The 24939-nt window shown below is 33.9% G+C and carries 25 protein-coding genes; 21 read left to right on the forward strand and 4 right to left on the reverse strand.

Annotation, left to right across the window (positions count from 1 at the left end; genetic code table 11):
• From rfbA to HMPREF2660_RS05570, 3 genes are read left to right on the forward strand one after another with little or no spacing between them, the layout of a single operon-like run.
• The gene (rfbA, locus tag HMPREF2660_RS05560) at window positions 1-861 is read left to right on the forward strand and encodes a glucose-1-phosphate thymidylyltransferase RfbA (protein WP_070486002.1); all 861 of its coding nucleotides are present in this window, start codon (window positions 1-3) and stop codon (window positions 859-861) included.
• Entirely contained in the window at window positions 861-2657 is a 1797-nt protein-coding gene (locus tag HMPREF2660_RS05565) for an ABC transporter ATP-binding protein (protein ID WP_070486004.1), read from the forward strand. Before rfbA ends, HMPREF2660_RS05565 begins: the two co-directional genes overlap by 1 nt.
• Entirely contained in the window at window positions 2658-3527 is an 870-nt protein-coding gene (locus HMPREF2660_RS05570; protein WP_070486006.1) for a glycosyltransferase family A protein, read from the forward strand. It begins immediately after the preceding gene.
• Between the two features lie 186 nt (window positions 3528-3713).
• On the opposite strand, the gene HMPREF2660_RS05575 is transcribed toward HMPREF2660_RS05570, so the two are convergent.
• Both HMPREF2660_RS05575 and HMPREF2660_RS05580 read right to left on the reverse strand, forming a co-directional pair.
• Complete coding sequence (locus HMPREF2660_RS05575) at window positions 3714-4001, reverse strand: helix-turn-helix domain-containing protein (RefSeq protein ID WP_070486008.1); 288 nt, start codon at window positions 3999-4001, stop codon at window positions 3714-3716.
• A 175-nt stretch (window positions 4002-4176) separates the two neighbouring features.
• Window positions 4177-4818 (reverse strand): DUF6266 family protein, encoded by a 642-nt coding sequence (locus HMPREF2660_RS05580; RefSeq protein WP_070486010.1) that lies wholly within the window; start codon window positions 4816-4818, stop codon window positions 4177-4179.
• A 507-nt stretch (window positions 4819-5325) separates the two neighbouring features.
• On the opposite strand from HMPREF2660_RS05580, the gene HMPREF2660_RS05585 reads away from it, so the two are divergent.
• From HMPREF2660_RS05585 to HMPREF2660_RS05600, 4 genes are read left to right on the forward strand one after another with little or no spacing between them, the layout of a single operon-like run.
• The gene (locus HMPREF2660_RS05585) at window positions 5326-6240 is read left to right on the forward strand and encodes a glycosyltransferase family 2 protein (protein WP_070486012.1); all 915 of its coding nucleotides are present in this window, start codon (window positions 5326-5328) and stop codon (window positions 6238-6240) included.
• Window positions 6241-6270: 30 nt separating this feature from the next.
• Window positions 6271-7116 carry a hypothetical protein gene (locus HMPREF2660_RS05590; RefSeq protein WP_070486014.1) on the forward strand — a complete coding sequence of 282 codons (846 nt, stop codon included), beginning with the start codon at window positions 6271-6273 and terminating at the stop codon, window positions 7114-7116.
• Complete coding sequence (locus HMPREF2660_RS05595) at window positions 7113-7913, forward strand: glycosyltransferase family 32 protein (RefSeq protein WP_070486016.1); 801 nt, start codon at window positions 7113-7115, stop codon at window positions 7911-7913. Before HMPREF2660_RS05590 ends, HMPREF2660_RS05595 begins: the two co-directional genes overlap by 4 nt.
• A 14-nt stretch (window positions 7914-7927) precedes the next feature.
• Window positions 7928-8599, forward strand: coding sequence for an NAD-dependent epimerase/dehydratase family protein (locus HMPREF2660_RS05600; protein ID WP_070486018.1), 672 nt, complete (start codon window positions 7928-7930; stop codon window positions 8597-8599).
• Window positions 8600-8725: 126 nt separating this feature from the next.
• Here HMPREF2660_RS05600 and HMPREF2660_RS05605 read toward each other — a convergent pair whose 3' ends face one another.
• Window positions 8726-9727 (reverse strand): glycosyltransferase family 2 protein, encoded by a 1002-nt coding sequence (locus HMPREF2660_RS05605; RefSeq protein ID WP_070486020.1) that lies wholly within the window; start codon window positions 9725-9727, stop codon window positions 8726-8728.
• Between the two features lie 259 nt (window positions 9728-9986).
• Between HMPREF2660_RS05605 and HMPREF2660_RS05610 the strand changes: the two genes are divergently transcribed.
• The 7 genes from HMPREF2660_RS05610 to HMPREF2660_RS05640 are packed head-to-tail and all read left to right on the forward strand — an operon-like array spanning window position 9987 to window position 16043.
• Window positions 9987-10646 carry a hypothetical protein gene (locus HMPREF2660_RS05610; protein ID WP_013597721.1) on the forward strand — a complete coding sequence of 220 codons (660 nt, stop codon included), beginning with the start codon at window positions 9987-9989 and terminating at the stop codon, window positions 10644-10646.
• A gap of 3 nt (window positions 10647-10649) precedes the next feature.
• Window positions 10650-11465: a glycosyltransferase family 2 protein gene (locus HMPREF2660_RS05615; RefSeq protein ID WP_070486021.1), complete on the forward strand. Its 816-nt coding sequence runs from the start codon at window positions 10650-10652 to the stop codon at window positions 11463-11465.
• Between the two features lies 1 nt (window position 11466).
• The gene (locus tag HMPREF2660_RS05620) at window positions 11467-12498 is read left to right on the forward strand and encodes a glycosyltransferase family 2 protein (RefSeq protein WP_013597719.1); all 1032 of its coding nucleotides are present in this window, start codon (window positions 11467-11469) and stop codon (window positions 12496-12498) included.
• Between the two features lie 13 nt (window positions 12499-12511).
• Window positions 12512-13396: a decaprenyl-phosphate phosphoribosyltransferase gene (locus tag HMPREF2660_RS05625; RefSeq protein ID WP_083299069.1), complete on the forward strand. Its 885-nt coding sequence runs from the start codon at window positions 12512-12514 to the stop codon at window positions 13394-13396.
• Window position 13397: 1 nt separating this feature from the next.
• Complete coding sequence (locus HMPREF2660_RS05630; RefSeq protein WP_070486023.1) at window positions 13398-14720, forward strand: FAD-binding oxidoreductase; 1323 nt, start codon at window positions 13398-13400, stop codon at window positions 14718-14720.
• 3 nt (window positions 14721-14723) lie between these two features.
• Window positions 14724-15449 carry an SDR family NAD(P)-dependent oxidoreductase gene (locus tag HMPREF2660_RS05635; protein ID WP_070486025.1) on the forward strand — a complete coding sequence of 242 codons (726 nt, stop codon included), beginning with the start codon at window positions 14724-14726 and terminating at the stop codon, window positions 15447-15449.
• Window positions 15450-15452: 3 nt separating this feature from the next.
• Window positions 15453-16043, forward strand: a complete 591-nt coding sequence (locus HMPREF2660_RS05640) for an HAD-IB family hydrolase (protein WP_070486026.1) — start codon at window positions 15453-15455, stop codon at window positions 16041-16043.
• Window positions 16044-16051: 8 nt separating this feature from the next.
• Here HMPREF2660_RS05640 and HMPREF2660_RS05645 read toward each other — a convergent pair whose 3' ends face one another.
• Window positions 16052-17263, reverse strand: a complete 1212-nt coding sequence (locus HMPREF2660_RS05645) for a hypothetical protein (protein ID WP_070486114.1) — start codon at window positions 17261-17263, stop codon at window positions 16052-16054.
• Window positions 17264-18004: 741 nt separating this feature from the next.
• Between HMPREF2660_RS05645 and HMPREF2660_RS05650 the strand changes: the two genes are divergently transcribed.
• The 7 genes from HMPREF2660_RS05650 to HMPREF2660_RS05680 are packed head-to-tail and all read left to right on the forward strand — an operon-like array spanning window position 18005 to window position 24938.
• On the forward strand, window positions 18005-19156 hold the full coding sequence (locus tag HMPREF2660_RS05650; protein ID WP_070486028.1) for a glycosyltransferase: 1152 nt from the start codon (window positions 18005-18007) through the stop codon (window positions 19154-19156).
• Entirely contained in the window at window positions 19147-20217 is a 1071-nt protein-coding gene (locus HMPREF2660_RS05655; protein WP_126414769.1) for a glycosyltransferase, read from the forward strand. Before HMPREF2660_RS05650 ends, HMPREF2660_RS05655 begins: the two co-directional genes overlap by 10 nt.
• Complete coding sequence (locus tag HMPREF2660_RS05660) at window positions 20214-21203, forward strand: glycosyltransferase family 2 protein (protein WP_070486030.1); 990 nt, start codon at window positions 20214-20216, stop codon at window positions 21201-21203. The genes HMPREF2660_RS05655 and HMPREF2660_RS05660 overlap by 4 nt, the downstream gene beginning before the upstream one ends.
• Window positions 21203-22318: an EpsG family protein gene (locus HMPREF2660_RS05665; protein ID WP_070486032.1), complete on the forward strand. Its 1116-nt coding sequence runs from the start codon at window positions 21203-21205 to the stop codon at window positions 22316-22318. Before HMPREF2660_RS05660 ends, HMPREF2660_RS05665 begins: the two co-directional genes overlap by 1 nt.
• Window positions 22309-23055, forward strand: a complete 747-nt coding sequence (locus HMPREF2660_RS05670) for a glycosyltransferase family 2 protein (RefSeq protein WP_070486033.1) — start codon at window positions 22309-22311, stop codon at window positions 23053-23055. The genes HMPREF2660_RS05665 and HMPREF2660_RS05670 overlap by 10 nt, the downstream gene beginning before the upstream one ends.
• Window positions 23042-24151, forward strand: coding sequence for a glycosyltransferase family 4 protein (locus HMPREF2660_RS05675; protein WP_070486035.1), 1110 nt, complete (start codon window positions 23042-23044; stop codon window positions 24149-24151). The genes HMPREF2660_RS05670 and HMPREF2660_RS05675 overlap by 14 nt, the downstream gene beginning before the upstream one ends.
• The gene (locus HMPREF2660_RS05680; protein ID WP_013597706.1) at window positions 24141-24938 is read left to right on the forward strand and encodes a polysaccharide biosynthesis/export family protein; all 798 of its coding nucleotides are present in this window, start codon (window positions 24141-24143) and stop codon (window positions 24936-24938) included. The genes HMPREF2660_RS05675 and HMPREF2660_RS05680 overlap by 11 nt, the downstream gene beginning before the upstream one ends.
• The last annotated feature ends 1 nt before the right edge of the window (window position 24939 follow it).

The following is a 24939-nucleotide window of genomic DNA, read 5'->3' on the forward strand; positions in this document are numbered from 1 at the left end:
ATGAAAGGAATAATATTAGCCGGTGGCTCCGGGACGAGACTTTATCCGTTGACTATTTCTGTGAGTAAACAGCTGATGCCGGTTTATGATAAACCCATGATTTATTATCCGCTTTCCACTTTGATGCTGGCGGGAATTCGTGATATTTTGATCATTACCACGCCACAGGATTCCGATTCATTCCAAAAACTTTTGGGCGACGGATCGCAAATCGGATGTAAAATCGAATATAAAATTCAGCCAAGCCCCGATGGTTTGGCGCAGGCATTTATCATTGGCGAAGAATTTATTGGCGAAGATAAGGTTGCGCTGGTTTTGGGTGATAATATTTTCTATGGTGCAGGTTTGGCCAAGTTGCTACAAAGCAAAACCGATGTAGAAGGCGGTTGTGTGTTTGCGTATCAGGTTTCTGATCCGGAGCGTTATGGAGTTGTTGAGTTTGATGAGCAAGAAAAAGTAGTTTCGATAGAAGAAAAACCTACTCATCCGAAATCGAATTATGCGGTTCCGGGTGTTTATTTTTATGATAATCGAGTGGTAGAAATTGCTAAGAATTTGAAACCATCGGCGCGTGGTGAATTGGAAATTACCGATGTGAACAAAGTGTACTTGGAAAGTGGAACGCTAGAAGTGGGCATCATGGGACGGGGAACAGCTTGGCTGGATACCGGTACGTTCGAGTCTTTGCACGAAGCATCGGAGTATGTTCGGGTGATCCAAAAAAGACAAGGTTTTAGTATTTCTTGCATCGAAGAAATTGCTTATAGAAATGGATTTATTAACAAGGAACAACTTTTGACTGCAGCCGAGAAATACGGTAAAAGTGGTTATGGTGAGTATTTGAAACAGATATTGGAGTAGTGGATAAGCTAAAGAAAAATAGTGAAATTTCTTATTACGGCTATTTTAAGTATGTAAAAGGATTTATCGGAAATCGTTTTTACGTATATGTATTTCTGAATTTCCTGATAGGATTATTTGATAGCTTAGGATTAGCCATGTTTATTCCTTTGTTGGCAATTGCAACAAATTCTGATAGTTCTGGCAATGAATCTTTAGGTAATTTACAGCCTTTATTAGACTTTTTACAAGAGAAGAATATAGAAGTAAACTTAAGCAATATTCTTCTCATCATGATTATACTTTTTGTACTAAAAGGGGTGTTTTATTATTTGAAAGGTAATTATTTGAATAAGACACTTTTAATAGCATTGAGAAAGATACGCTTGAAGCTATTGGCAGGACTTAATGGCTTAAGCTATGAAGGTTTCACTCATTTGGATGCAGGAAAAGTACAAAATATTATGGTTGCTCAGACTGGTCAGGTTATGACTAGTATGAATGCCTATTTTATGTCTATACAGCATGTGGTGATGCTTATTACGTATGTTTTAATGGCCTTTTTAGCAAATTGGAAATTTGCAATAATGATTGGTTTCGGTGCGGGATTGACTAATTTTTTATACAAATACATCAATAAAGTTACTAAAAAACATGCAGGAGAATTGTTGAGTATTGGTAATAGTTTTAGTGGGAAACTGATACAAGTTAGCAATAACTTTAAGTATCTTAAAGCGACTAACAAATTCACTATTTTTAAAAGTCGTTTAGAGAATGATATTAAAAACTCTGAAAATACATCTTATAAAATAGGATTAATTGGAACAATAGCTGAGTCATTGCGTGAGCCAATGATCATCATAATTATTGCTGTAGTGCTTTATTTACAAGTTGAAGTATTACAGAATGACTTTTCATCAATTATGGTGAGTTTATTGTTGTTTTATAGATCATTGAATTATCTTGTTTCTCTACAAAGTACTATAAATAGTTTCATAAAAACTTCTGTAGGAGTAAATGCAGTAGAGAGTTTAATTGTTGAAATGGATGATTTTAAAGAAAATATTTCTGAAGAAAAAATCGATCATATTAACAATATAGAATTACAAAATATTCATGTGACATTTGGAGAAACCCGAGTTTTAAAAAATATTAATCTTCAAATTCGTAAAAATACTTCGATTGCTTTAGTTGGAGAGAGTGGTGCAGGTAAAACAACTTTGGCTAATATTATATGTGGGTTAATTATCCCACATGAAGGTCAGATGTACAGTGATGAGGAGAGTATAGATAAGTTTGATATACGGTCTTATCGTGAGAAAGTTGGATATATTACACAAGAGGCAGTTATTTTTGATGATACTTTGTTTAATAATATAACTATGTGGGATGAAAAAAACGAAGATAATTTAGAGAAATTTCATCAAACATTGAAAATGGTAGCTTTGGATAGTTTCTATGCTGGGCTAAAAGATAAAGAAAACACTGCATTAGGTAATAATGGAATACTGGTTTCTGGAGGACAGAAGCAAAGAATTTCAATCGCAAGAGAGTTGTATAGAGAAGTAGATTTACTTATTCTTGATGAGGCAACATCTGCTTTGGATTCCGAAACCGAAAGATATATTAAAGATAGTATCGACTTGCTACAAGGGAAAACAACAATAGTTATTATTGCTCATAGATTATCCACAATAAAAGATGTGGATTGTATTTACTTAATGCACGATGGAGAAATTGTAGAAAGTGGTGAATATCAAAATTTACTAGCCAAATCAGAAAAGTTTAGAAAAATGGTTCAACTACAAGAATTATAGATGATTACAATATTTACACCAACCTATAATCGTGCTCATTTATTGCCAAGACTTTTTGAAAGTTTAGTAACACAAAAAAATAAGAATTTCAAATGGCTTGTGGTTGATGATGGTTCTACAGATAATACTAAAGAACTAATTGATCAATTTTCTACTGAGGCAGATTTCAAAATAACTTATATTTTTCAATCAAATCAAGGAAAACATGTCGCGATCAATACTGCTTTAGAAAATATAGATACTACCTATTTCTTAACCATAGATAGTGATGATAAAATGGTGGAAAATGGAATAAATCTTATTTATAAAAAAATAGACCTAATAGATGAAGACGATACATTGGCTGCAATAGCATCTCCTATTTATGTTGTTAATCACCCTAATTTAGATAAATACAAACCACTAGCAAAAGACAATCTTATCTATAATTCATTTGGTTCTGGAAAAGGATATGAAAAGAATTTATTAGGAGAGAATTCATATATATTTAAAACTAAAATTGCAAAACAATATCCATATCCAGTTTTTGAAGGGGAAAAGTTTTTAAAAGAATCCATTGTTTTTAAAAGAATTAGTTGTTTTTATAATTTTTTATATATAAAAGATACTGTCGTTGTTGCTGAATATCAGGAAGATGGTTTAAGTTCTGATTTTATTCAACTACTAAAGAATAACCCAAAAGGAGCAGCAATTTCCTTTGAAGAGTTGATGAATTATACTCAAATCCCTTTTAAGAAAAGAATTCATTACGCTTTGGTTTATTGGGATTTTGAAACATTGTCTGGAGAAACATCTTTCTTTAAAAGATTAAGAAAAATAAAAAGCAATCGATTGAAAATTGCTTTTATTCTAAAAAAATACTTCTTGTAATAAAAATTGATAGAAACAATTATTTTCTATATTAATTAATCTGATGTTCATTAACAGGTTGATTATTTTTTCACACAAAAATCCAACACCAGAACTATCGATTCATTTTTTTTTGAATAGAAAATAGAAATAGTTTTTCATCATTTTTTAGGGGTTGAAAAAGAGATAAAAGCAATATAGTGTAAGTTATTTTTTTTCTTTTTCTAAGGGCACTTGGTAGAGTTGCAATAAATCTAGGTATAAAATTAGGCGGATATAATAATATCGTCCACCGATTTTAATGAATTGTATAAAACCTTTTTTACGGTATTCGAAAAGACTTCTTTTAGAAATCTTTAGAATTTTCATGACTTCTTCGTCGCTTAAAATATCATCATCCGTAAATATGAGCTGATCTACATTTTTCTTGATTAACTTTTTGGTTGTCTTTCGTAAGACTTGTAGATAATGTTCAGAGTAAGTAAAATTATTCATATTGTTAAGCTTTAGTAGTTAACGAAAATATTATATAGTCATTGGTAAGATGTTTAAATTGAGTTAGTTAAGTTAAAGAAAACTTCTAAATTTCAAAATTAAAAATCGTGTAGTGTATAAAACTCAAATCAGCATGGTGGGAATGATTTTCCAATGCTGATTTGAGTTTCTTTTTTTAGGAGATTAAAGTTCCTGCATAAAACGAATTCGCTACCTCACTGTTGTCCTCTGACCTGAAAGATAGCCAAAGGTGAATCGTTTTTCCACTCTGTATTGGTGGAATAATCGCGGTGAAGGTTTCTGTACTACGTTTTGCTGCATTTTCTAAGAAAATGGTATTTGCTTCCCCTTCTGTAGCAATCAGTACTTGTAGCCAATCATTTTCTCGTTCGGTGATAGATCCTGCGTTGTTTTGCCAATTAATTTCTAGGGTATCATTAGAAGGCATGTTGAAGGTAACGCCAATAATTCCCATCAAATTTCCTTTCGCAAAATAAATCGTAGGGTAGTTGATGTTGAAAGTTTGTGTATCGTAATCAATAGTAAAATTTTCGAGTAAATTGGTCATCGCCAAATTGTAGCAAGAGTTCATTCCCACTCTCTTCCCATAATGGCTACAAGCAAAAGAACGGTAAGACGCCATAAATTCTGCGCATTTTTTCATGCGAAGCTGAATCAGTGCTTGTTTTTGCGATGGCTTTTTCGTTCTCTTTCGAGGTCTAATTTTGGAAATTTCATTTCCAAAAACATTGGCAACGACAATACGCCCAGTGCGTCCTGATGTGCCCGACAATAAAGAATCATTGATTTTTCCCATTTTATAGAAAATTAAATGTACCCATAAAGTGGCCCAGCTTTTTCTATAAAGCTAAGTTGCTTCCGAGATTTGCCGATTTTTACATGAATTTGCCTATCAATGCCCTCTTGTTAGACTTTGTAAGACCATTCTTCGATGATTGTAAGACCTTCGTATATCCGTTCTCTATCCACGGTATATCCACGGAGAGTCGGAGCAATGTTTTTATTGGGAATTATTTTTCTAATAAATATAGATTCTGATTATTGAGTCGTTAGATAAACTGTATATTTGTTTAACCTAAAGTACAATTTGTAACTATAAACAAACCTTAATAACCTTTATGAATATTGTATTTATATATCCAAATATTGGCTCATCTGGCGGTGTTCCTAAAGTTCAGCTATTAAAAGCAAGTTATTTAATAGATTATTATAAGTATAAGGTTACGATAGTTTGTGATAAAGCAAGTAATGGTACTTTTTTTACTAATTTGTTTAATAAAATCTATTAAACTAAATATCAATTATGAAAGTTTTTGCTATAATCGTCATCTATAATGGCATGCGCCGAGATTGGATACAGAAATGTTTCGATTCTTTACAAAATAGTTCAATTGCAGTTAATATTATTGCGGTAGATAATAATTCCACAGATAATTCTGTAGAATATATCAAGAAAAATTATCCATCTGTTATATTAATAGAAAACAAAGAGAATAAAGGGTTTGGTGGTGCAAATAATCAAGGGTTAAAAATAGCTTTGGAAAATGGAGGAGAATATTTTTTCTTACTTAATCAAGACGCAACCGTAGAAGCAAATACAGTTGAGGTTTTGCAAAATGTATTGATACAAAATAATGAATATGGCATTGTAAGTCCTATTCATTTAAATGGTAGTGGAGATAAAATAGATTATTTGTTTTCTAAATGTTTAGTGCCAAGCGAAACACCAAATTTTTTATCAGATTTATATTTGAATAAGCTTAAAGATGTTTATACAGGTAGAGCAAATGCAGCTGCTTGGTTAATGACAAAAAAATGTTTGGAAATTGTTGGAGGGTTTAATCCAGTTTTTTTTCATTACGGAGAGGATAGTAATTATCTTCATCGACTTTGGTACAAAAAGTTAAAATTAGGAGTGGTACCAAATACTAGAATTTTTCATGATCGAGAATATAGAGAAGAAAGTAGTTATGATCATAAAGATGAGCAGAATAGAAGAATGAAATTGCTTTATTTATCTAATCCAAATAGGAACTCTAATATAGATAAAGAAATAAAAAAATTAAAAATATCGATGTTTAAGTATTACTTTTTAGATAAAACATACTACAAAACGATAAAAGAGGAATATTTATTTTTAGTAAATCAGAAAGACAAAATATTTTTGAACAATACTAAAGTGAAATCAAATACCAACTATTTATTTATAAACGAATAGTTAGTTTTAAATAACTAGAGAACCAACCACATGCTACAACGAATAAAAAAAGCGATCAAAATACTTATTGGTCGAGAAACGGAGAAGAAAGAAAGAGTATTTACAGCTTTTCAAGCAATTGAACCATTGGATTCGACTTTTATAGAAAAAATAAAATCCTACCAATACGAATTTATTTTTACCGAATTCGGTGAAGAACGCGTAAATGCAGGAGGCGCCGTGCTTAGTCAGCAAAATAGATTAGAACCTTCACTTTCGGGTATAAAAAAATATTTCCCAAACGCCAAAATTACGGTTTATACTGATTTCGATTGGCAAGATACCGATGGCTTAAACATCATAAAAGTAGAATCACCGGTTGTCGATACAGATCATCCGAGATTTGGTTATCGAACTAGTGTTTATTTTAGGTTTAAAGGTATGTTAGAATCCAAAGCCGATTTTGCTTGTGCAATTGATACCGATATGGTAATTGTTAACGAAAATATTTATGCTTTGGTGATGCTTACCCAAAAGTTTGGGTTTTGTGCACCGTACAATATTCGTCAACTACTGAAACAAGATATGGTGCAATCTCTGGATACGCAGCCCATTGCAGATGAGAGCTTGGGTATGGGAAGATCGTATAACCAAAGTCCGATGACCTTATGGAAAGGCCATTCGGCTGGGGAGAAATATTATACGGCGTGCAAGGAGATCATGCAAAGTGATCCATCTCGCGGTTCTTTGGTTATGTGGAAAGCAGCTTGGGAAACAGGTGTTCATCCGTATGTTTTGCCCAAACAATTTTGTGTTTGCGATGGTGATGTAGGTTGTGATGATGAGGTTATTTTACATATTGGACACCCAAGTGTTGCTAAATATTATAAATTATGATTCCTAAAAAAATACATTATTGTTGGTTTGGAAAAAATCTAAAACCTCCTTTGGTCGAGTTTTGTATTGCATCTTGGAAAAAGTATTTACCCGATTATGAAATTATAGAATGGAACGAAGATAATTTTGATGTTTCCCAAAACGATTTTGTAAAAGAAGCATACGCTAAACAAAAATGGGCATTTGTGTCAGATTTTGCACGCGCAAAGGTCATGTACGAATGGGGTGGTTTTTATTTGGACACAGATATGGAATTGCGTAACACGTTAAACGATTTTATAGAATACAGGGCGGTCTGTGGTTTCGAAATAAAGGGAATTCCTTATTCTGCATTTTGGGGAGTCGAGAAAGAACATATTTTAGCAAAAAAAATGATAGAATTCTATGAACAATCGGTTTATCAGGAAATTCCAAACACACAAATTTTTTCAGAACTATTAGTCAAAGAATTTGGTGCCGATGCAAACAAAGACGAATTTCAGGAACTGAAGTATGGGGTAAAGTTGTTTCCTTCTAATTATTTTTCGCTCGATTTACCAAGAAATTACGTAGTGCACCATTTTTCGGGATCGTGGCATGGGAGTTGGACCGAAGAAAAAAACACTTACAAAGAAATGGTCAATATGTACGGAATTCTACATAGAATTTTACAAGAAGAAAGATCAAAGGAGAAAATAAAAAATGTGGTATTCAATCATCAGATCTTATCGATCGATCCGATTCTTGATCAGATTCCTACTCGATATATTTTTAATTATATAATTAGAAAAATAAAATCTAAATTATTTAAACAATAAAAACATTCCGAAATATGATCATAGGAAAAGGTTTAATTGCGACTCAATTTGCTGAGGTCGATTCGGATAAAGTTTTGTTTTTTGCTTCGGGTGTATCGAACTCTTCTGAAACAGATCCGAGTCAGTTCATGAGAGAGCAAAAATTAATCGAAGAAACGATTGAGCAGTATCCAAACCTCTTTTTTGTGTATTTCAGCACATGTTCTATTTACGATTCGTCCAAATACAATAGCCCTTATGTGTTGCATAAATTACACATGGAAGAAATCATCAAAGAAAAAGCAAGCAATTATTTGATTTTGCGCGTGAGCAATGCCGTTGGGAAGGGAGGAAATCCCAACTTGCTGATGAATTATCTCTATCGACAATTTATGGATCAAGCTGCCTTAACGATACATCAATTTGCAACGCGTAATTTGATTGATGTCGAAGACGTGAAAAACATTGCTCTTTCTTATATACAGCACGATAAGAAAAACCAAATTGTGAATGTTGCTTATACCGAGAATTTTCATATTCCAGAAATTATCGAAGGTTTCGAAAAAGTTTTCGGAGGAAAAGCAAAAGTAAATTTAGAACCCAAAGGCGAACATTATAGCATCGATCTAAGCGAATTGGCCTATCGTTTTGAGATCACCAACAAAACAGACTATTTAGAAAATTTGATCAAGAAGTATTATGGGTAAGTTCGGAGAATTACTTGTTCTTGTTCATTGATGTAGTTTTTTTGTCAATTATTTTGAACTTCACGCTCAAATCACAAGTTATACCTACTAATAAAAATTCACCAACCAAAAACAAGCCTCAGCTTGTTATCCCTCGTATCTTTTCTTGAATAGTCGATAGCCAATTTCGGCAGGAAGATTGTACAAGATATTTGCTTTCTTTTCTTTTTTGGTGAAATCATTCGTTAGATAATCCGACAGTTTCAGGCTCGGTGCTTTTTTCATTCTGCGGTAGTTTTGTTTCCAATACGACACATCATCGCGCATGAATTTGTACTGCATGATCATCGTTAAATCTTTGAAATTCACAATTTTCTTGCGAATCCACTTTTTGCGATCTGCATTCTTGGTCTGATGATAGGATTTGGTAAACCACTCTAAAATGGTTTGATGATTCTCGAAATTAACTTTCTTTTTATTGGCAATTGTCGATTTGCTATGCAAATAATAGATATAGGTAGTATCGTGTATAAAACTGATAGAATGCAATTTTTCTGCACAATGAAATGCCCAAAGCTCATCTTGTGAATATAGGTTGGGTACAAAACGTAAATTGTTCTTTGTGATGAAACTTTTTAGATATAATTTATTCGGTGCAATGATTGGCCAATCGCCGTAAACAAATCGTTTGAAGATTCTTTCGTTTTCCATCACGATAGAATTGATGCTGTTGATACGAAAAAGATAAGCACGTTCACCTGTATCTTCGTATTCGCAAACGGTTTCGGCTACCGAAATTTCTACATTGTATTTTTCTGAGTTAATAACCAATTTTTCGATGCAATCGGGGGTGATATAATCATCACTATCCAACATATAAATATATTTCCCAGAAGATTCGTCAATTCCGCGATTGCGTACAACCGATAGGCCTTGATTTTTTTCTAAATGTACCAAACGCATCGACAGTTGTGGATTGTTTTGCATAAACTCTTCGATCAAAGCCACACTATTGTCGGGTGTAGCATCGTTAACGAAAATTGTTTCGATGTTCGGGTAAGTTTGTGCTTTCACCGACTCCATGCAGCGTTGGATATACGCTTCGCATTTATAAACCGGAATGTTGATACTCACTAGAGGTTGCTGCATAAGTTTTATTTGTTATACTATTCTGTGTACCAATTTACGAAATTTTTAACACTTTTTTTTCTTGTTTTTGCTCAGATGGTCAATACAAACTTTGGTAAAGAATGTTTGTAGCCATCAACTCCACAGATAAACAAACAGCTTTTGCAGTACACATAAAACCGATACAACCAGCAGCTCCCGTAATTAATAGTGTTTAGTATTGGAAGATTACCAATAAAATTAATGAGAATAGTTAAGGTTTATTATCTTTGAAAAAAAAATGATAAAAAGCTCTACTAAAAAACTAAAAGATTCTATTCTTACTTATATCAATCAACGTAGGGATATTCCTAATCAGTACCCTTTTATTATGCATGAAGATGAGAAGGAGTTGCTGAAAAAGTATATAAAAAATACACAAAATTATCTTGAATTCGGTTTAGGGGGAAGCACTATTTTCGCTTTATTAAATTCTAAAGCTAAAATTATTTCTGTTGATACCAATGAATCTTGGATTGCCAGTATGATGAAATATAAAATAATAAGAAAAAATATTCCATCACGTTTAGAGATTTTATTTGTAAATATTGGTGAGACCAAGTTTTGGGGGTACCCAGTTAGCAATGAAAAAAAACATACATTCGAGCGGTTTTCTAAAGAAGTATATGAAAAATATCCAGATAATCTATATGATTTCGTATTGGTAGATGGTCGTTTTAGGGTGGCGTGTGTATTGCAAACCATAATTTCTCAAATAAATAATAAGAAAATTATAATTGCTGTACACGATTATTCTTTTAGAAAAGAATATCAGATAATTGAACAATTTTTAGAAATTAAAGAAAAAGCAAACTCATTATATATTTTCGAAATGAAAGAAAATATTGATATTGATTTAGTCAATAAATTATATGATGAGTATAAAGAAATTGCTGATTAAGTTATGAAATTTTCTATCCTTATAGCCCATTATCAGAATTGGGAGTATTTTCAACAATGTTATCAATCGCTTCTAGATCAGACGTATAAAGATTTTGAAATTATCATCGTCGATGATTGTTCGCAAGATGATTCGTATCAAAAGTTACAAGAGTTGGCTGCACAAAATCCGGGTATTCAATTGTATCAGAATCAAGAAAATAAAGGGGTCGGATTTACCAAAAATCGGTTGTTATCTTTGGCAACGGGAGATATTTTTGGGTTTGTAGATCCGGATGATGCATTGGAAAAAACAGCGTTAGAAGAAATGAAAAACAGTTACGAGAACAACCCCTCAATTGTTGCGGTTTATTCTCAGATGTTGTTGTGCGATGATGATTTACAGCCGCTTCGACTTTTCGAACGAACTTCTAAGATTCCCGCCAATGATCAATTGTTTGTGAATATCAACACTTCAATTGCACATTTCTTTACACTCAGAAAAGAAGCATTTCAGCAAATAGAGAATATTGATATTACTTTGAAATCTGCAGTAGACCAGGATTTGTATTTGAAGTTGTATGAAGTTGGTCCGTTCTATTTTTTACCAAAGCCTTTGTACCTCTATCGATTGCATGAAAAAGGAGTTTCTCAGCAAAAGAATAAAGATTCGGCAAAAGATGATTTCAAGAAAGTGATAAGAAATACTTTAGAAAGAAGAGGAGTAGAAAAATTAGATGGGAAATTGTTGCAGGATTTGTCGAATGATGAGGTGTATCAAATCTTATCGAAAAGAGAAAATTCATTGTTCAAAAAACTTCAACGAAAAATAGGCTGGTAATATGGAGGTCCTCATCAAATCTTTCAATCGGCCGCATTATCTCGATCGTTGTTTACAGTCGATAGAAAAATATGTTAGCGGCTACGATTCTATCACTGTTCTCGATGATGGGACGCCTGCGAAATATCTCGATCGAATCAGACAAAAGTATCCACGTATAGAAATTCGATTATCCAAACAATACAGACAGAAATCAGAATCCATCGAAAATCACCGCTTTGATACGGATAAACTCAACGGGTTTACCATTCCGACCGATTTGTGGGTAGACGCTGTGCAGCGAACCCAATCGTATGTGTTGGTGACCGAAGACGATGTTTGGTTTACTCAGAAAGTAGATTTATCTGTTTTGGTCACCGAAATGCAAAAAGAAAAAATAGGCTTGGTGAAATTGGGTTGGCTTGGCAATGAAAGGGATGACGAAAATTTAGCCATTTCTCCTTTGTCTGAAAACTTAGACCGAACAATACCTAAAAAGCTTTTTACAGCTCCCGAATTTTTGATGGACATTTATATGTTCAACCGTTTCAAGTTTTTCTCCCTTTTGTTTCGTTTGGGTTTGGTGGATAATGATACGAAACGAAAATATTGGGCGTTGAATTCTATCCTGATGGGATTGTATCATAAAGATTATTGGTTGTATATTTGGAAAGATTCTGTGAATCAGTTGAATGAAAAAATACAGTTGCGCAATGCGGCCGTCTATTATCATCTGCACAAAAAAAATAAGAACCTTTTGTGTAGGACCAAAACAGAGGTAATGCAAACAACTTTTCGATCGACGGCTTCGGGAGTTTATCATGATTATGGAATTGATTTGGATATTAACCGAGTGAATTTTATTTTGAATGAAGCGTGGTTGAACAATGAGTTGGATGCAATGGAAAACTTCCCGAAAGACTTTTCAGATCATCAAATACAACAATTGTTAGAAAAAGAAAGTCACCCTGATGCTCAGTTTGCACAATGGAAAAAATGGACAGAACATTTCAAACAGCAATACCGAAATTTAGGAGCTAATGTAAACACTTAAAACCTATAAAGAATTGTCAACCAATACTCAACTATCAGCTATTCTACAATTGATGCGTGTGCATCAATGGGTGAAGAATTTATTTGTATTCTTACCTATATTCTTTGCTGCAAAAATACTCGATGTCGATCTCTTGGGTAAGTCTATTATTGGGTTTATTGCTTTCAGTTTAGTAGCTAGTAGTGTGTATATCCTCAATGATTACATGGATATTGAAGCAGATCGCTTGCATCCCGAAAAGAAAAAACGCCCCTTGGCAAGCGGTGCTTTAAGCAAAAATACAGCTATCATTTTATTGTTTTTTTTGCTCTTCTCTTCAGTCGCAATGATAACGGTGATGGGCAATTGGAAGGTATTTTTTTTGTTGTCTGTTTATTTTTTTATGAATATCGGCTATTCGATGGGTTGGAAACATATACCACTGCTCGATGTAATGATAATTGCCTTTGGTTTTCTGCTGCGAGTTTTGGTAGGAGGCTATATAACCGATTTACCCGTATCTGATTGGACAGTGATTCTTACTTTCTCTCTTGCACTAATCATGGCATTGGGGAAAAGACGCGGCGAATTGATGAATACAAATCTCACCGGAAAAACCAGAAAATCATTAGAAGGATACAGTATAGAATTTCTCAATGTTACACTAGGGATGGTCTGCGGGATTACTATTGTTTTCTACATTATGTTTGTCTTGTCAGACGAAGTACAGAGCAGATTTCATCATTATGTTTTTCATACGTTTATCTTTGTCATTCTAGGAGTTTTGCGATATTTGCAACAAACAATGGTTTTCAATGCAACCGAATCGCCAACAAAAATGGTGTACAAAGACCGCTTCTTGCAAGTGATTCTTTTGCTTTGGGGGTTGGCCTTTACGTTTTTAATTTATCTGAAATAAAATGATACATCCCACCAAAAAACCTGTAAGTAATTGGGGAAATTATCCCGAAATTATTGCCAAAGAATATACTCCACAAACCATAGAAGAAATACAAGAAGTACTCGCGCAAGAACCGACCATCATCGCTCGTGGAAATGGACGCTGTTACGGAGATGCTTCTTTGCAAGATACTTTGCTTTCGACCAAAAGATTAAATTATTTTATCGATTTTGATCGAGATAATGGCATTATCGAATGCGAATCGGGTGTACTCTTATCCGAAATAATCGAAGTGATTATCCCAGAAGGTTTTTTCATAGCCGTAACGCCGGGCACAAAGTTTATTACGGTAGGAGGAGCCATAGCTTCGGATGTTCATGGTAAAAATCATCATGTAGATGGATGCTTTTCAGAGCATGTTCTATATTTTGATTTGATGATCGAAAATGGTGAAGTACTTCGCTGTTCGAGAGAAGAAAATGCAGCTTATTTCTGGGCAACAATCGGTGGTATGGGCCTTACAGGAATTATTCTGTCTGCTCGGTTTCAACTCAAAAAAATAGAGACAGCCTATATACAACAAGAAGCGATTCAGGCTCAGAACCTAGACGAAATGTATCAACTGATAGACGAGTCAGAAAGCTGGACGTATACTGTTGCATGGATAGATTGTCTACAAAAAGGTAAAAATTTAGGCAAAGGATTGTTGCTTAGAGGAGAACATGCAGTGCGTAAACAATTATCAGGAAAACTGTATGAACAACCTTTAACCGTGAAAAAGAAATTTCATCTTAACATACCATTCAACTTCCCGTCGTTTGTCCTGAATCCATGGTCGATAAAAATTTTCAATTTTCTGTATTATCATAAACAACTCAAGAAAAAAAGTGGACAAATCATTGATATTGATTCGTTTTTTTATCCGTTGGATGCTGTTTTTCATTGGAATAGAATTTACGGGAAGAAAGGGTTTATACAATATCAATTTGTTATCCCAAAAGAAAATGGGAAAGAAGGTATGCGCAAAATTCTAGAAACGATAGCCCAAAGCGGGAATGGTTCTTTTTTAGTTGTACTGAAGCTTTTCGGACTCAATAATCCACAAGCTTATAACTCGTTTCCGTTTCCGGGATATACACTCGCATTGGATTTTAAGTTGAACAAAAATTTGCCACAATTGGTGAAACGATTAGATGCTTTGGTAAAACAGTATGACGGTAGAATTTACCGAACCAAAGACGCAATGTCTGATATTGTCCTGACAGATTATTTGCAAAATACGGAGTCGAGCAAATTCGATTCTCTTCAAAATCAACGAATTCATCTTTTTAAAAACAAATAAATCATGGTCGTAATTGGTCCAAATTCGGATGTGGCAAGAGCGTTTGTCGAAAAAATATTGACAGAAGGAGAACGATTTCCGATGCTTTATTTATTGACTTCCAATCCCAAACTAACCGAAAAGTTTGCCCAACATATCGAGGTGAAATACAAACAAAGTTGTCAGGTACATACGATAGATTTACGGCAAGGAAGTGATTTTTCCTTTGTAAAAGATATTTCCTCTGACTTGGTTTTTTGTGCATCAGGTTTCTTGGGTAAGAATTCGGATGAAGGGTTGTTTGATGATCAGAACTCGAAAAACATCATAGCAATCAATTATGCAAATCTGGTTGTCTTGCTTAATCATTTTGCTCAACAAATGGCTGAAAAAGAACAAGGTACGATCATCGCTCTTTCTTCGGTTGCCGGTGAAAGAGGTCGACAAAGTAACTTCATGTACGGGAGCGCCAAAGCAGGTTTCACGACGTATTTAGCAGGCTTGCGCAACTATTTGTTTGATAAAAAAGTGCATGTACTGACGGTGATTCCGGGTTTTATGGATACGCAAATGACGGCAAACATAGAGACACCAAAACCATTGACCTCATCGCCACAGCAAGCAGCGAACAGTATTTATCGAGCTTATAAGAAAAAGAAAAATACAGTTTATGTAAGTTTTGTTTGGAGATATATTATGTTGATTATAAAATTGATCCCAGAATTTGTGTTCAAGCGAATGAAAATGTAAACGATGAGAAGAAAACTTTATTTATTCGATTTTGATGGTACGTTGACCAATGTTGACTCTCTTTTCGATTTTCTTAAATTCAGTTTTCCTAGCGAGTACAACCGAATTTTCAGGAAGCATTTCATTTCTTTTGTTCTTACAAAGCTGAAAATTACCGATGCTGCCCAAGCTAAAGAAGCTTTTATAGCCGATTTTTTACAAGGTAAAAGTCGAAAAGAGTTAGAGCAATTGGCACAAGCCTATTTTCGGGCAAAAAAAGATGTTATTTTGCGTGACAAGGCAAAAAAATATGTAGAAGCTATCAATAATTATCACGATAAATTTATCGTTTCTGCATCGGTCGATATTTGGTTACAACCTTTTGCCGATTATTTTGGTTGTGGCTTAATTTGTACACAAACCGAGTATGATGAACGTGATGTGTTTACAGGTAAATTTGCCTCAGAAAACTGTAATTATCAACAGAAAAAAAACCGAATAGAAATGGAAATTGATTTAACACTTTATGATGAGATTTTGGCTTTTGGTGATACCAAAGGCGATGCAGCCATGTTGAGTTTAGCCACCAAACCGCATTTTCGTTTTTTCGAATAATTTTTCTTTTACCATAAGTAGTCGCCAAGCATTTGCATCCCGAATGTTTGAAATATAGCTAAATAGGTTATAGTTTTTAAGATGTTATAATCCCGAACGTTGAAAAGAAATAATAATAAGTAAGGATAAATAAAAATACATGCCCTTGCTGTTTCACCTGTACAATATGCTCCAGCTACAAACATTAATACTAGAGAAAAGAGGGCAATCAATGGTAAATAATAATTTACATCTGTTTTTTTCAAGTAAAGCTTGCTAGGTTGTAATAGGAATGCAAAAAAACCTAAAGAAAGAAACAAAATAATTTCAGAGATATTCTCAATCCGAGTAAAAAAGTATATTCTTGGCTCATCAAAACCTCTAAAACCTCTAGGGTTTTCTAATCTCGATGCTGTAAAAAAACCTTCTATATGGTTGTAATTTAGAAGTGTATAGAAAAGAATCATCATAATACCAAACAGTAGTCCAACTATGATAGAATTCGTTAGAGTTGCTATTTCTTTTTTTTTCCTCCATTGGTAGATACTTGCGATAACACTTACACAAACAAGAAAAGTTCCTCCAAAAGAAATCATATTAGAAAAGGTAAACCCTAAAAACATATAAAAAATACTTATAAACGAAATTTTTTGAGTTTTTATAGAGTAGAGTAAACCATAAAGAAAATATAAAGAAAAAGTAAGGTAAATGGCATCAATTGATACTATAGAATAAATGTTGATAGATGGAATTGCAGCAAAAAGTATAACAAAAAGATTTCTTTTAGCATCACTAAAATTGAATAGCTTAAGGATTTTCAATAAAGGGAATACACTTATAAGCCCTAAAACAGACAGTCCGTAAGCTAGACCAATTGGCGAGTTGTTGGTTAGTTTGAGAAAGAAATAATGAATCCAAACAGTAAAGGGAGGGTGGGTTTTGGAATGCATTTTTAAGTCTTGCTGAATTTCGTTAAACTGACTTAAAAAAACTTTTCCGTTGTCTATGAGTATGGCATCATGATAGTATTGGAAATCAGTATCAACGATAGAGCGTAAAAAAGACTGATGCATAGAACCTTGAGCAAGATTACCTAAGATAATCATAATAAAATAAGCAAGGATAATATTTTTTTTACTAATGGTCGAATGATAATACGTAACTATACTACTAAAAACAAGAAAACAAACTGCAAAAAAAATCCCTTTTAGGTAAAGAGGTGAGAAGTAGACTACACTCATCGGGAAGGTAATTCTAGTACCAATATAAAAAATATGTGTGTTGATATAGTAATTTACCAATACCATTACAAGCCAGCATAAAAGTAGTAATGATATAGTTTTAAAAGGTGTTTTGTTTAATATGAGGTTAAGTTCGGTCTTCATTGTTTATTTGGTTAATCTTTTTATAGAGTGCATAAAAATAGTTACTTTTATCGAAACCTAAACCTAAACATTGAAAAAGAAAATTTTTAAACACATCATAGTATAAAAGGAGATAAGAACACTTATGTCTATTTACAATATAAAAATAGTAGATTGATGTTTCAAATATTCACTTGGGAAATATCTTTATTTAGTTAATTGTCTGATATACATATTTGATTTGATATAAAAGAAATTATTGAACCAATTGTAATGTATGATTCTAATTAGGGTTAATGATGTTTTAATAGTAGTAACCATTTTGTCATATTTCAATAACTTAAAGAGCTGGTTGAAATTAATGAATTGTATATTTGTTGACACCAAAGGTGACGCCGTAATGTTGAGTTTAGCCACCGAACCCCATTTTCGTTTTTTCGAATAAGGATTCATTTGTTGTGAACTTCTAGAAAGTTGTTATTTATTGATTGAGAAATAAACTTAGGAATTTAGTAAACCTCTCAACGAGCAATTTGATCACTTTTCACAGTTTATTTGGTTAAACTTTTTACAGAATGCGTAAAAATAGTTACTTTTGCGCAAACCTAAACCTAAACATTGAAAAAGAAAATTCTCATTCGCATCGGATCGTTGCGGCATGGCGGTGCCGAAAAAATGGTGGTGAGTTTACTCAATCAATTGTCGCCAGAAAAATATGAGGTCGATTTACTGATCAATATTCGCTTTGGCAAATACTTGGATTTTGTACCTTCATGGGTCAACCTTATTTGGTTAAACAAAGGAGAAATCATCGAAACCAACCGTTGGCACGAGATTCCGATCAAGGCTTATCGTGTTTTGTATCAGGCTTTCTATAATCGAAACCTAAAATTACTTTATAAAACTAAGCTGCGTAATAAACAATACGATGTAGAAATAGCTGCTATTCAGGGAGCTGCCGAATGGATTTTGAATTCGCCTAACCAATCGTCTAAGAAAATTCTTTGGATTCATAATGACCTCAGTAATTTCCCAGAATATACAGAAGAGAAAATTCAACGATTTTTTGAGTTTGATCGAATAATGGTTATTTCGGACAAAATCCAACAATGGATGCAAGGTTTTGCTCACAATGAAGAACAAAAAAAGAAAATTGTACGAATATACAATCCTATCGATACCGAAGAAATTTTAGCACTTTCTAAAGAAAAAGTAGAAAATCCTTTTCAGAATTCGTACCCGATTTTTTTGGGTGTAGGAACCGTTTTTAATCAAAAAGGATTTGATCGACTTCTAGAAGTTCATCAACAATTGATCGACGAAAAGATTTTTCATAACGTAATGATTGTCGGTAATGGTGTTGATTTAGATAAACTGCAAACTTTGGCAAAGGAGAAAAATCTGCAAGACACCTTCAAGTTTTTAGGATTTCGATCGAATCCGTATCCGTACTTTCAATTGGCCGACTACTTTGTGCTTTCTTCTCGATATGAGGGATATCCTACCGTACTTTTCGAAGCTTTTGTGTTGCAAAAACCAATTGTTGCTACCGATGTTTCGGGTGTGGTGGAAATCCTGGAAAATGGGCAATTGGGCAAAATTGTAGAAAACAATGAAAACGGAATTTATACCGGTATGAAAGCCTTGCTGACGGATGCCAATCTAAGCAAAGATTACCAAAAAAACATACAACAAACCGAATTGCCTTTTACACTAGAGAAAGCTGTGGCAGGGATAGAAAAGATTATCAATGAAAATGAATCGGCATGAAAACTGTTTTTTTTATTCTTCCCAACCTTCATCAAGGAGGTGCAGAGAAAATCGTTACAACCATTTGTAATGAGCTCGATCGCAAGCAATTCAGGTCTGTATTATTACTTTTTCAGAAAGAGGGGCCTTTTCTCAAAGATCTGAAGTCAGATGTTGAAATCATAGAACTGAAAACGAAGCGTATTCGCTTTGCAATTTTCCCGATTTTACAAGAGATTTACAAACGAAAGCCATCCATCGTGTTTTCTGGTTGGGGTGAGATTTCAGCGTTTTTATCCTATTTTATACCGCTTTTCCCAAAAGTGAAGTTTGTTTCGAGAGAAACAAATGTAGTTTCTAAACATGTCGTTCGGAAGGAAATCTTGTTTTTTTATAAGTTTTATCATCGTTTTGATGCGATTATTGCCCAAAGTGAAGATATGCGTCAAGATTTGATAGAAAACTTTCAGTTGGATAAAGAAAAAATAGTCAAAATCCACAACCCTGTTGATTTCGAGTTGTTGGATCAGAAACAAAATCAACCCATAGAATTGCCTTTTTCATCCGACCATAAAAATGTAATCGCTATAGGAAATCTAACAGCGCGCAAAGGTTTTGATTTGTTGTTGAATGTTTTTGCAGAACTGAAAAATACACCTATTCATCTTTATGTTTTAGGAGATGGTGTGGATAAAGAAAAGCTAGAGCATCAAAGACAAGCATTGGGGTTGGAGAATGTACATTTTTTGGGTCATGTAGAAAATCCGTATCCGTATTTGGCAGCGGCAGATTTATTTATCTTATCTTCTCGATACGAAGGTTTCCCGAACGTATTACTCGAAGCGGGTGCTTGTGGTACCTATGCTCTATGCAATGATTGTTTGGGTGGTATAAATGAAATAATACAACCAAAACGCAATGGAGAAATACTCGCAATCGAAAATACAAAAGCGTTTGCCGAAAGAATTGTTCATATATTAGAAGATAAACATGACGCTTCGAGCATACGAGATTCGATAAAAAGTAGATTCGATAAAAAGTTTATTATACATCAATACGAAGAAATATTAAACAAACTGTGAAGTATTCGACCAAAATATCAGTAATTGTACCGGTCTATAATACCGAGAAATATTTACGTAAATGTTTGGATTCTTTGGTGGCGCAAACGTTGCGTGAGATAGAAATTGTGGTGGTAAATGATGGGTCGCCCGATCGGTCGCAGACGATTATAGATGAATTTGTGGCGAAAGATAAACGCGTGAAAAGTTATCAGAAACCCAATGGAGGATTAAGTGATGCAAGAAATTTTGGGATAGAAAAGGCAACAGGAAAGTACCTGGCTTTTGTAGATTCGGATGATTTTGTGGATGCTGAAATGATGCAAACCCTGTATTCTTTGGCCGAAAAACACCAAGCTGAAATTGCTTTTTGTGATTTGGTGAAGGTGAATGAAAAAGGGGAGGAGTTTCGAGAATTACAACAGTCGCCGCAATTGGCCGAGAAAATTGTGTTGGCCGAAGATTTCACCCTTTTTGGTGAAATGTCTTGCTTTGCTTGCAATAAGATTTTTGATAGAAAACTTTTTGATCAACATCGGTTTGCGCTCGGGAAACATTTTGAAGATATAGAACTGATCCCAAAACTAGTGTTGGACTCTACAACAATAGCCAAAATCAATCAACCTTTTTATAAGTATTTCGAGCGCGAAGATTCTATCACAAAAACCCATACCGAAAAAGGGTTGGACATGTTTTGGGCTATTGAGCAAGTGACAAAGTATTTCTACGAAAGTCCATACGCAAAACATAAGGAAGATTTAGAAAGATTTCAGATTTTTCAGGGGTATTACTCGTACTTGGGGTATGTGGCTTACATCAAAGACCGAGCATTAAAATCAAAAATGATTGATGAATTGGCGATTTTTTTGAAAAAATATCATTTAGAAGTCAATAAAATCAAACATTTACAGCGTTTCGGAAAAAATTATATAGTAAGTTTGCCTCTGAAGAAATGGTTGTATTATCAGCTTTCTTTTTTTAACCTAAATCTACTGAAGAAAATTTAATGAGTTTAATTTACTACATCATAATTTTTCTTTTGGCATTTGGCTCTATTCAAGAAGTATCGAGAGATCAACAGTTGGATAAAAGCTACTACCAATTAACCCTTGCTGTGATGATGCTTACGGCGGGCTTGGGTTATAATTTAAGTCCCGACTGGTTGGCGTATTACAACGCTTTTTATGCATCCGGAGAATTGTTGTATTTGTCGGAAGTTCACATGTTTGCCAAAATGATTGGAGTGGAAAGTGGATATATTTACATGAATCGACTTTTCTATAAGTTAGGATTTGATTTCGGTATTGTGAGTTTGGTGTTGGTTATTATCTCTCTTTCTCTGAAGTTTTCTACTCTAAAAAGATATTCCGCTTACCCTATGTTGGCGCTATTTATGTATACTGTACCAAACTTTTTTTTTGAAGAACATATACATATCCGACAAGGAATTGCGACGGCAATTTGTTTATATAGCGTTCGTTATGTGCTGGATCGCAAGTTCTGGAAATTCATGCTTTGTTTGGTGATTGCCTATCAGTTTCATCAATCGAGTATGGTTTTTTTCTTGGCTTATTGGTTGGTAAGAGTGCGAATTCCTACTCCATTAATTGGAGTATTTGTAGGAATGGCTATTGTAGCCAATTATACTGGTTTAACTTCTGTTATTGATGCAATTATGGAGGTTATGCCAATCGGACAAGAAAAGTTTGAGGCATACGAATCTGATTTATATAAGTCAGGAGGGGTTGCAGTGGGGGATATTGTAAAAATAATTACCGTTGTCCTTATAATGATTTATAACAAGGCCGTTGAACACGATAAAAATTATGTCGCTTTCAGGAATTTATTTCTGATGGGAGTGATGTTGTATTTCTTTCTGGGGAAAGGTATTTTCGGTATTCGCTTACCAGGTTATTATTTGGTTTTTCTTGGCTTGGTGGTTTGTTCTATATTGTATAATATCAAAGATCGTGTGTTTGAAAAAAACTTGGTGTTTAATACCTTTTTCTGCTACACGATAGCCTTATTTTTTTGGTTCCAATTAAAACAAGCACACAAAACAAATTTTAATAATTATTCGACTATCTTTAGTTCCGAATCAATTTATGGATTATGGCGTTAGTATCAATCATTACACCGGTTTATAATTCGGAAGCTTATATTCTAGAAGTTTATGATTCTATAAAAAACCAAACCTATACACAATGGGAGTGGTTGGTGGTAGATGATTGCTCTACCGATAAATCGTACCAAAAGCTTTTATCGATTGAAGATCCTCGCGTGAAGGTTTTTCAATTACCAAAGAATTCGGGCGCTGCAGAAGCAAGAAATTTGGGTCTGAGAAATGCACAAGGTACCTATATATCTTTCTTGGATAGTGATGATTTATGGTTACCAAACTTTCTAGAAAAAACAACCACATTTCTACAAGACCATCAAGAAGCTCTGGTCTATACCAATTATAGAAGAGTAGACGAAAACTTGCAACCGATTTTAGACGATTTTGTGGCTGTGGATTATGTTGACTATAATCGCTTGCTCTATAATTGCCCGATTTTTTTATGTGCATCTGTGTACGATAGAAGAAAAGTAGGCGATATCCAAATACCAAAGGTAGATTTACGAGAAGACCATGCAATGTGGTTTTTGATTTTGACCAAAATAAAATATGCAAGAGCTCTAAATGAAACTTTGGTCATATATAGAATTAGAGAAAACTCTGTTTCGCGAGATAAGCTAAAGATGATGCGTAAACAGTATGATGTTTATAGGAAATATTTAAAACTAAGCCCGATAAAATCTGCGTATTATACCTTTTGTTGGGCGCTAAATGGACTCAAAAAGTATGGAAGGATTTAAGATTCTAGATTATTTGTATACCCTGAGTTTATCGCCAATTTATATCAACATTATTGGTGCATTTTTGGTAGCCTTATCAATCACTCTCATTTCTATACCGAAAATCATCCGGGTAAGTCATCGTAAACAATTGATGGATCAGCCCGGCGAAAGAAGTTCGCATACGCAAAAAGTACCTACGCTAGGTGGTGTGGCTATCTATTTTGCGTTGGTTATCTCTTTTTCTATTTTTTCTTCAGAAATTAACTATAACTATTCTTTCTTTATGTCATCAATCACCATATTGTTTTTTATTGGTCTGATGGATGATTTGTTGGTTGTGGCACCCGATAAAAAAATATATGCACAGCTAATTAGTTCATTGTTAATAGTTTTTGGTTCTGGGATACAAATAACCACTTTGGGAGGTTTATTTGGTATTCATCAATTACCGTATGTGTTAAGTGTGATTTTTACCGTATTTGTGTTCTTAATTCTCAATAATTCTTATAATTTAATCGATGGTTTAGATGGTTTGGCAAGCTTCATAGGTATCATAATTTGCTTTGCTTTTATCGTTGTTTTTTTCCGTTTATTCGATTATTCGGCAGGCACTTTGGCAGTTTCTTTACTAGCCTCCTTACTTGGTTTTATACGATACAATTTATCCAATCGTTATAAAATTTTTATGGGAGATACTGGCTCTATGGTTGTCGGTTTTGTCCTTACCTTTTTATTGATTCGTTTCCTCTTTATCAGCTCACAGCCAAATTATTCACTAAATTCGGCTCCTGTAATTGGTTTATATATCTTTGTTATCCCGATTGTCGATACCGTTTCGGTAATCATTGCGCGGTTGCGTAAAGGCAAAAATCCTATGAAACCCGATAAGAATCATCTGCATCATCAGCTAATTTTCTTAGGGCTAAATCATGTTACAACAGGACTTGTTTTGGGATCCATCAATATCATATTTATCATAATTGCTTTCGTATTACGTAGAAGTGATATCAATTTTCTATTTTTGTTATTTTTAATATTATCAACTAGTTTTGTTGTACTTATATATCATTTAGTGAATCGAAAACAGCAAAAGCTTAACCTATATGAAAAATAAATTATTTCTATTCTTTTGTATACTTTGTGGTCTTTTATCGTTGCAATCCTGTATATCTCTAAAAGACTTACAATTAATACAACCCGACGAAAAACTAAAACTCGATAACCGAGGAATGATTGCCTATAATCGACCTGTGTATCATATCCAAAAATTCGATAATATTGTTATCAAAGTTTCATCCCGAGAACCAAGTAGCATGGGGATTTTGAGTGATTTTATTGCAAGAGGCAATCAGCAAAATAACACTAACAACGTTTTAGGAGGAGTGTATGTTCGAGAAGATGGTGCAATTGAACTGCCACGTATCGGGAAGATTCAGGTAGAAGGGCTTACATTGGCAGAAGCAAGAGAAAAGATCAAAACAGAATTCTACAAGATCTATACACCCGATGGAACTTTTATCGATGTTGATTTGGCAGGGATAGAGTACACTATAGTAGGAGAAGGAGTCAATGGGAATTTTACAAGTAGAAAACGAGATTTTAGTATGCTCGAAGCCTTGGCTAGTACAGGAGGAGGAACGAATAACATCTACTCGGATCTGAAAAATGTACGTGTCATTAGAACAACTCCATCCGGTACACAACAAGTTTATATCGATATGACGAAAGAATCGATCATGAATTCTGAATTTTTCTGGGTTCAGAATAACGATATTATTGTAATTAATCCACGCAAAGAAAAAGTGTGGGGTGTAGGCCTCAACCCGTTATCTGTCGTTACAACTGTAATGGGTGTATTAGCAACCGTTTTGGGTGCATACTTATTTTTTGATAAACTCTAAT

Origin of the sequence: Weeksella sp. HMSC059D05, from assembly GCF_001809725.1 — a bacterium.
GTDB classification, from domain to species: Bacteria; Bacteroidota; Bacteroidia; order Flavobacteriales; family Weeksellaceae; genus Weeksella; species Weeksella virosa.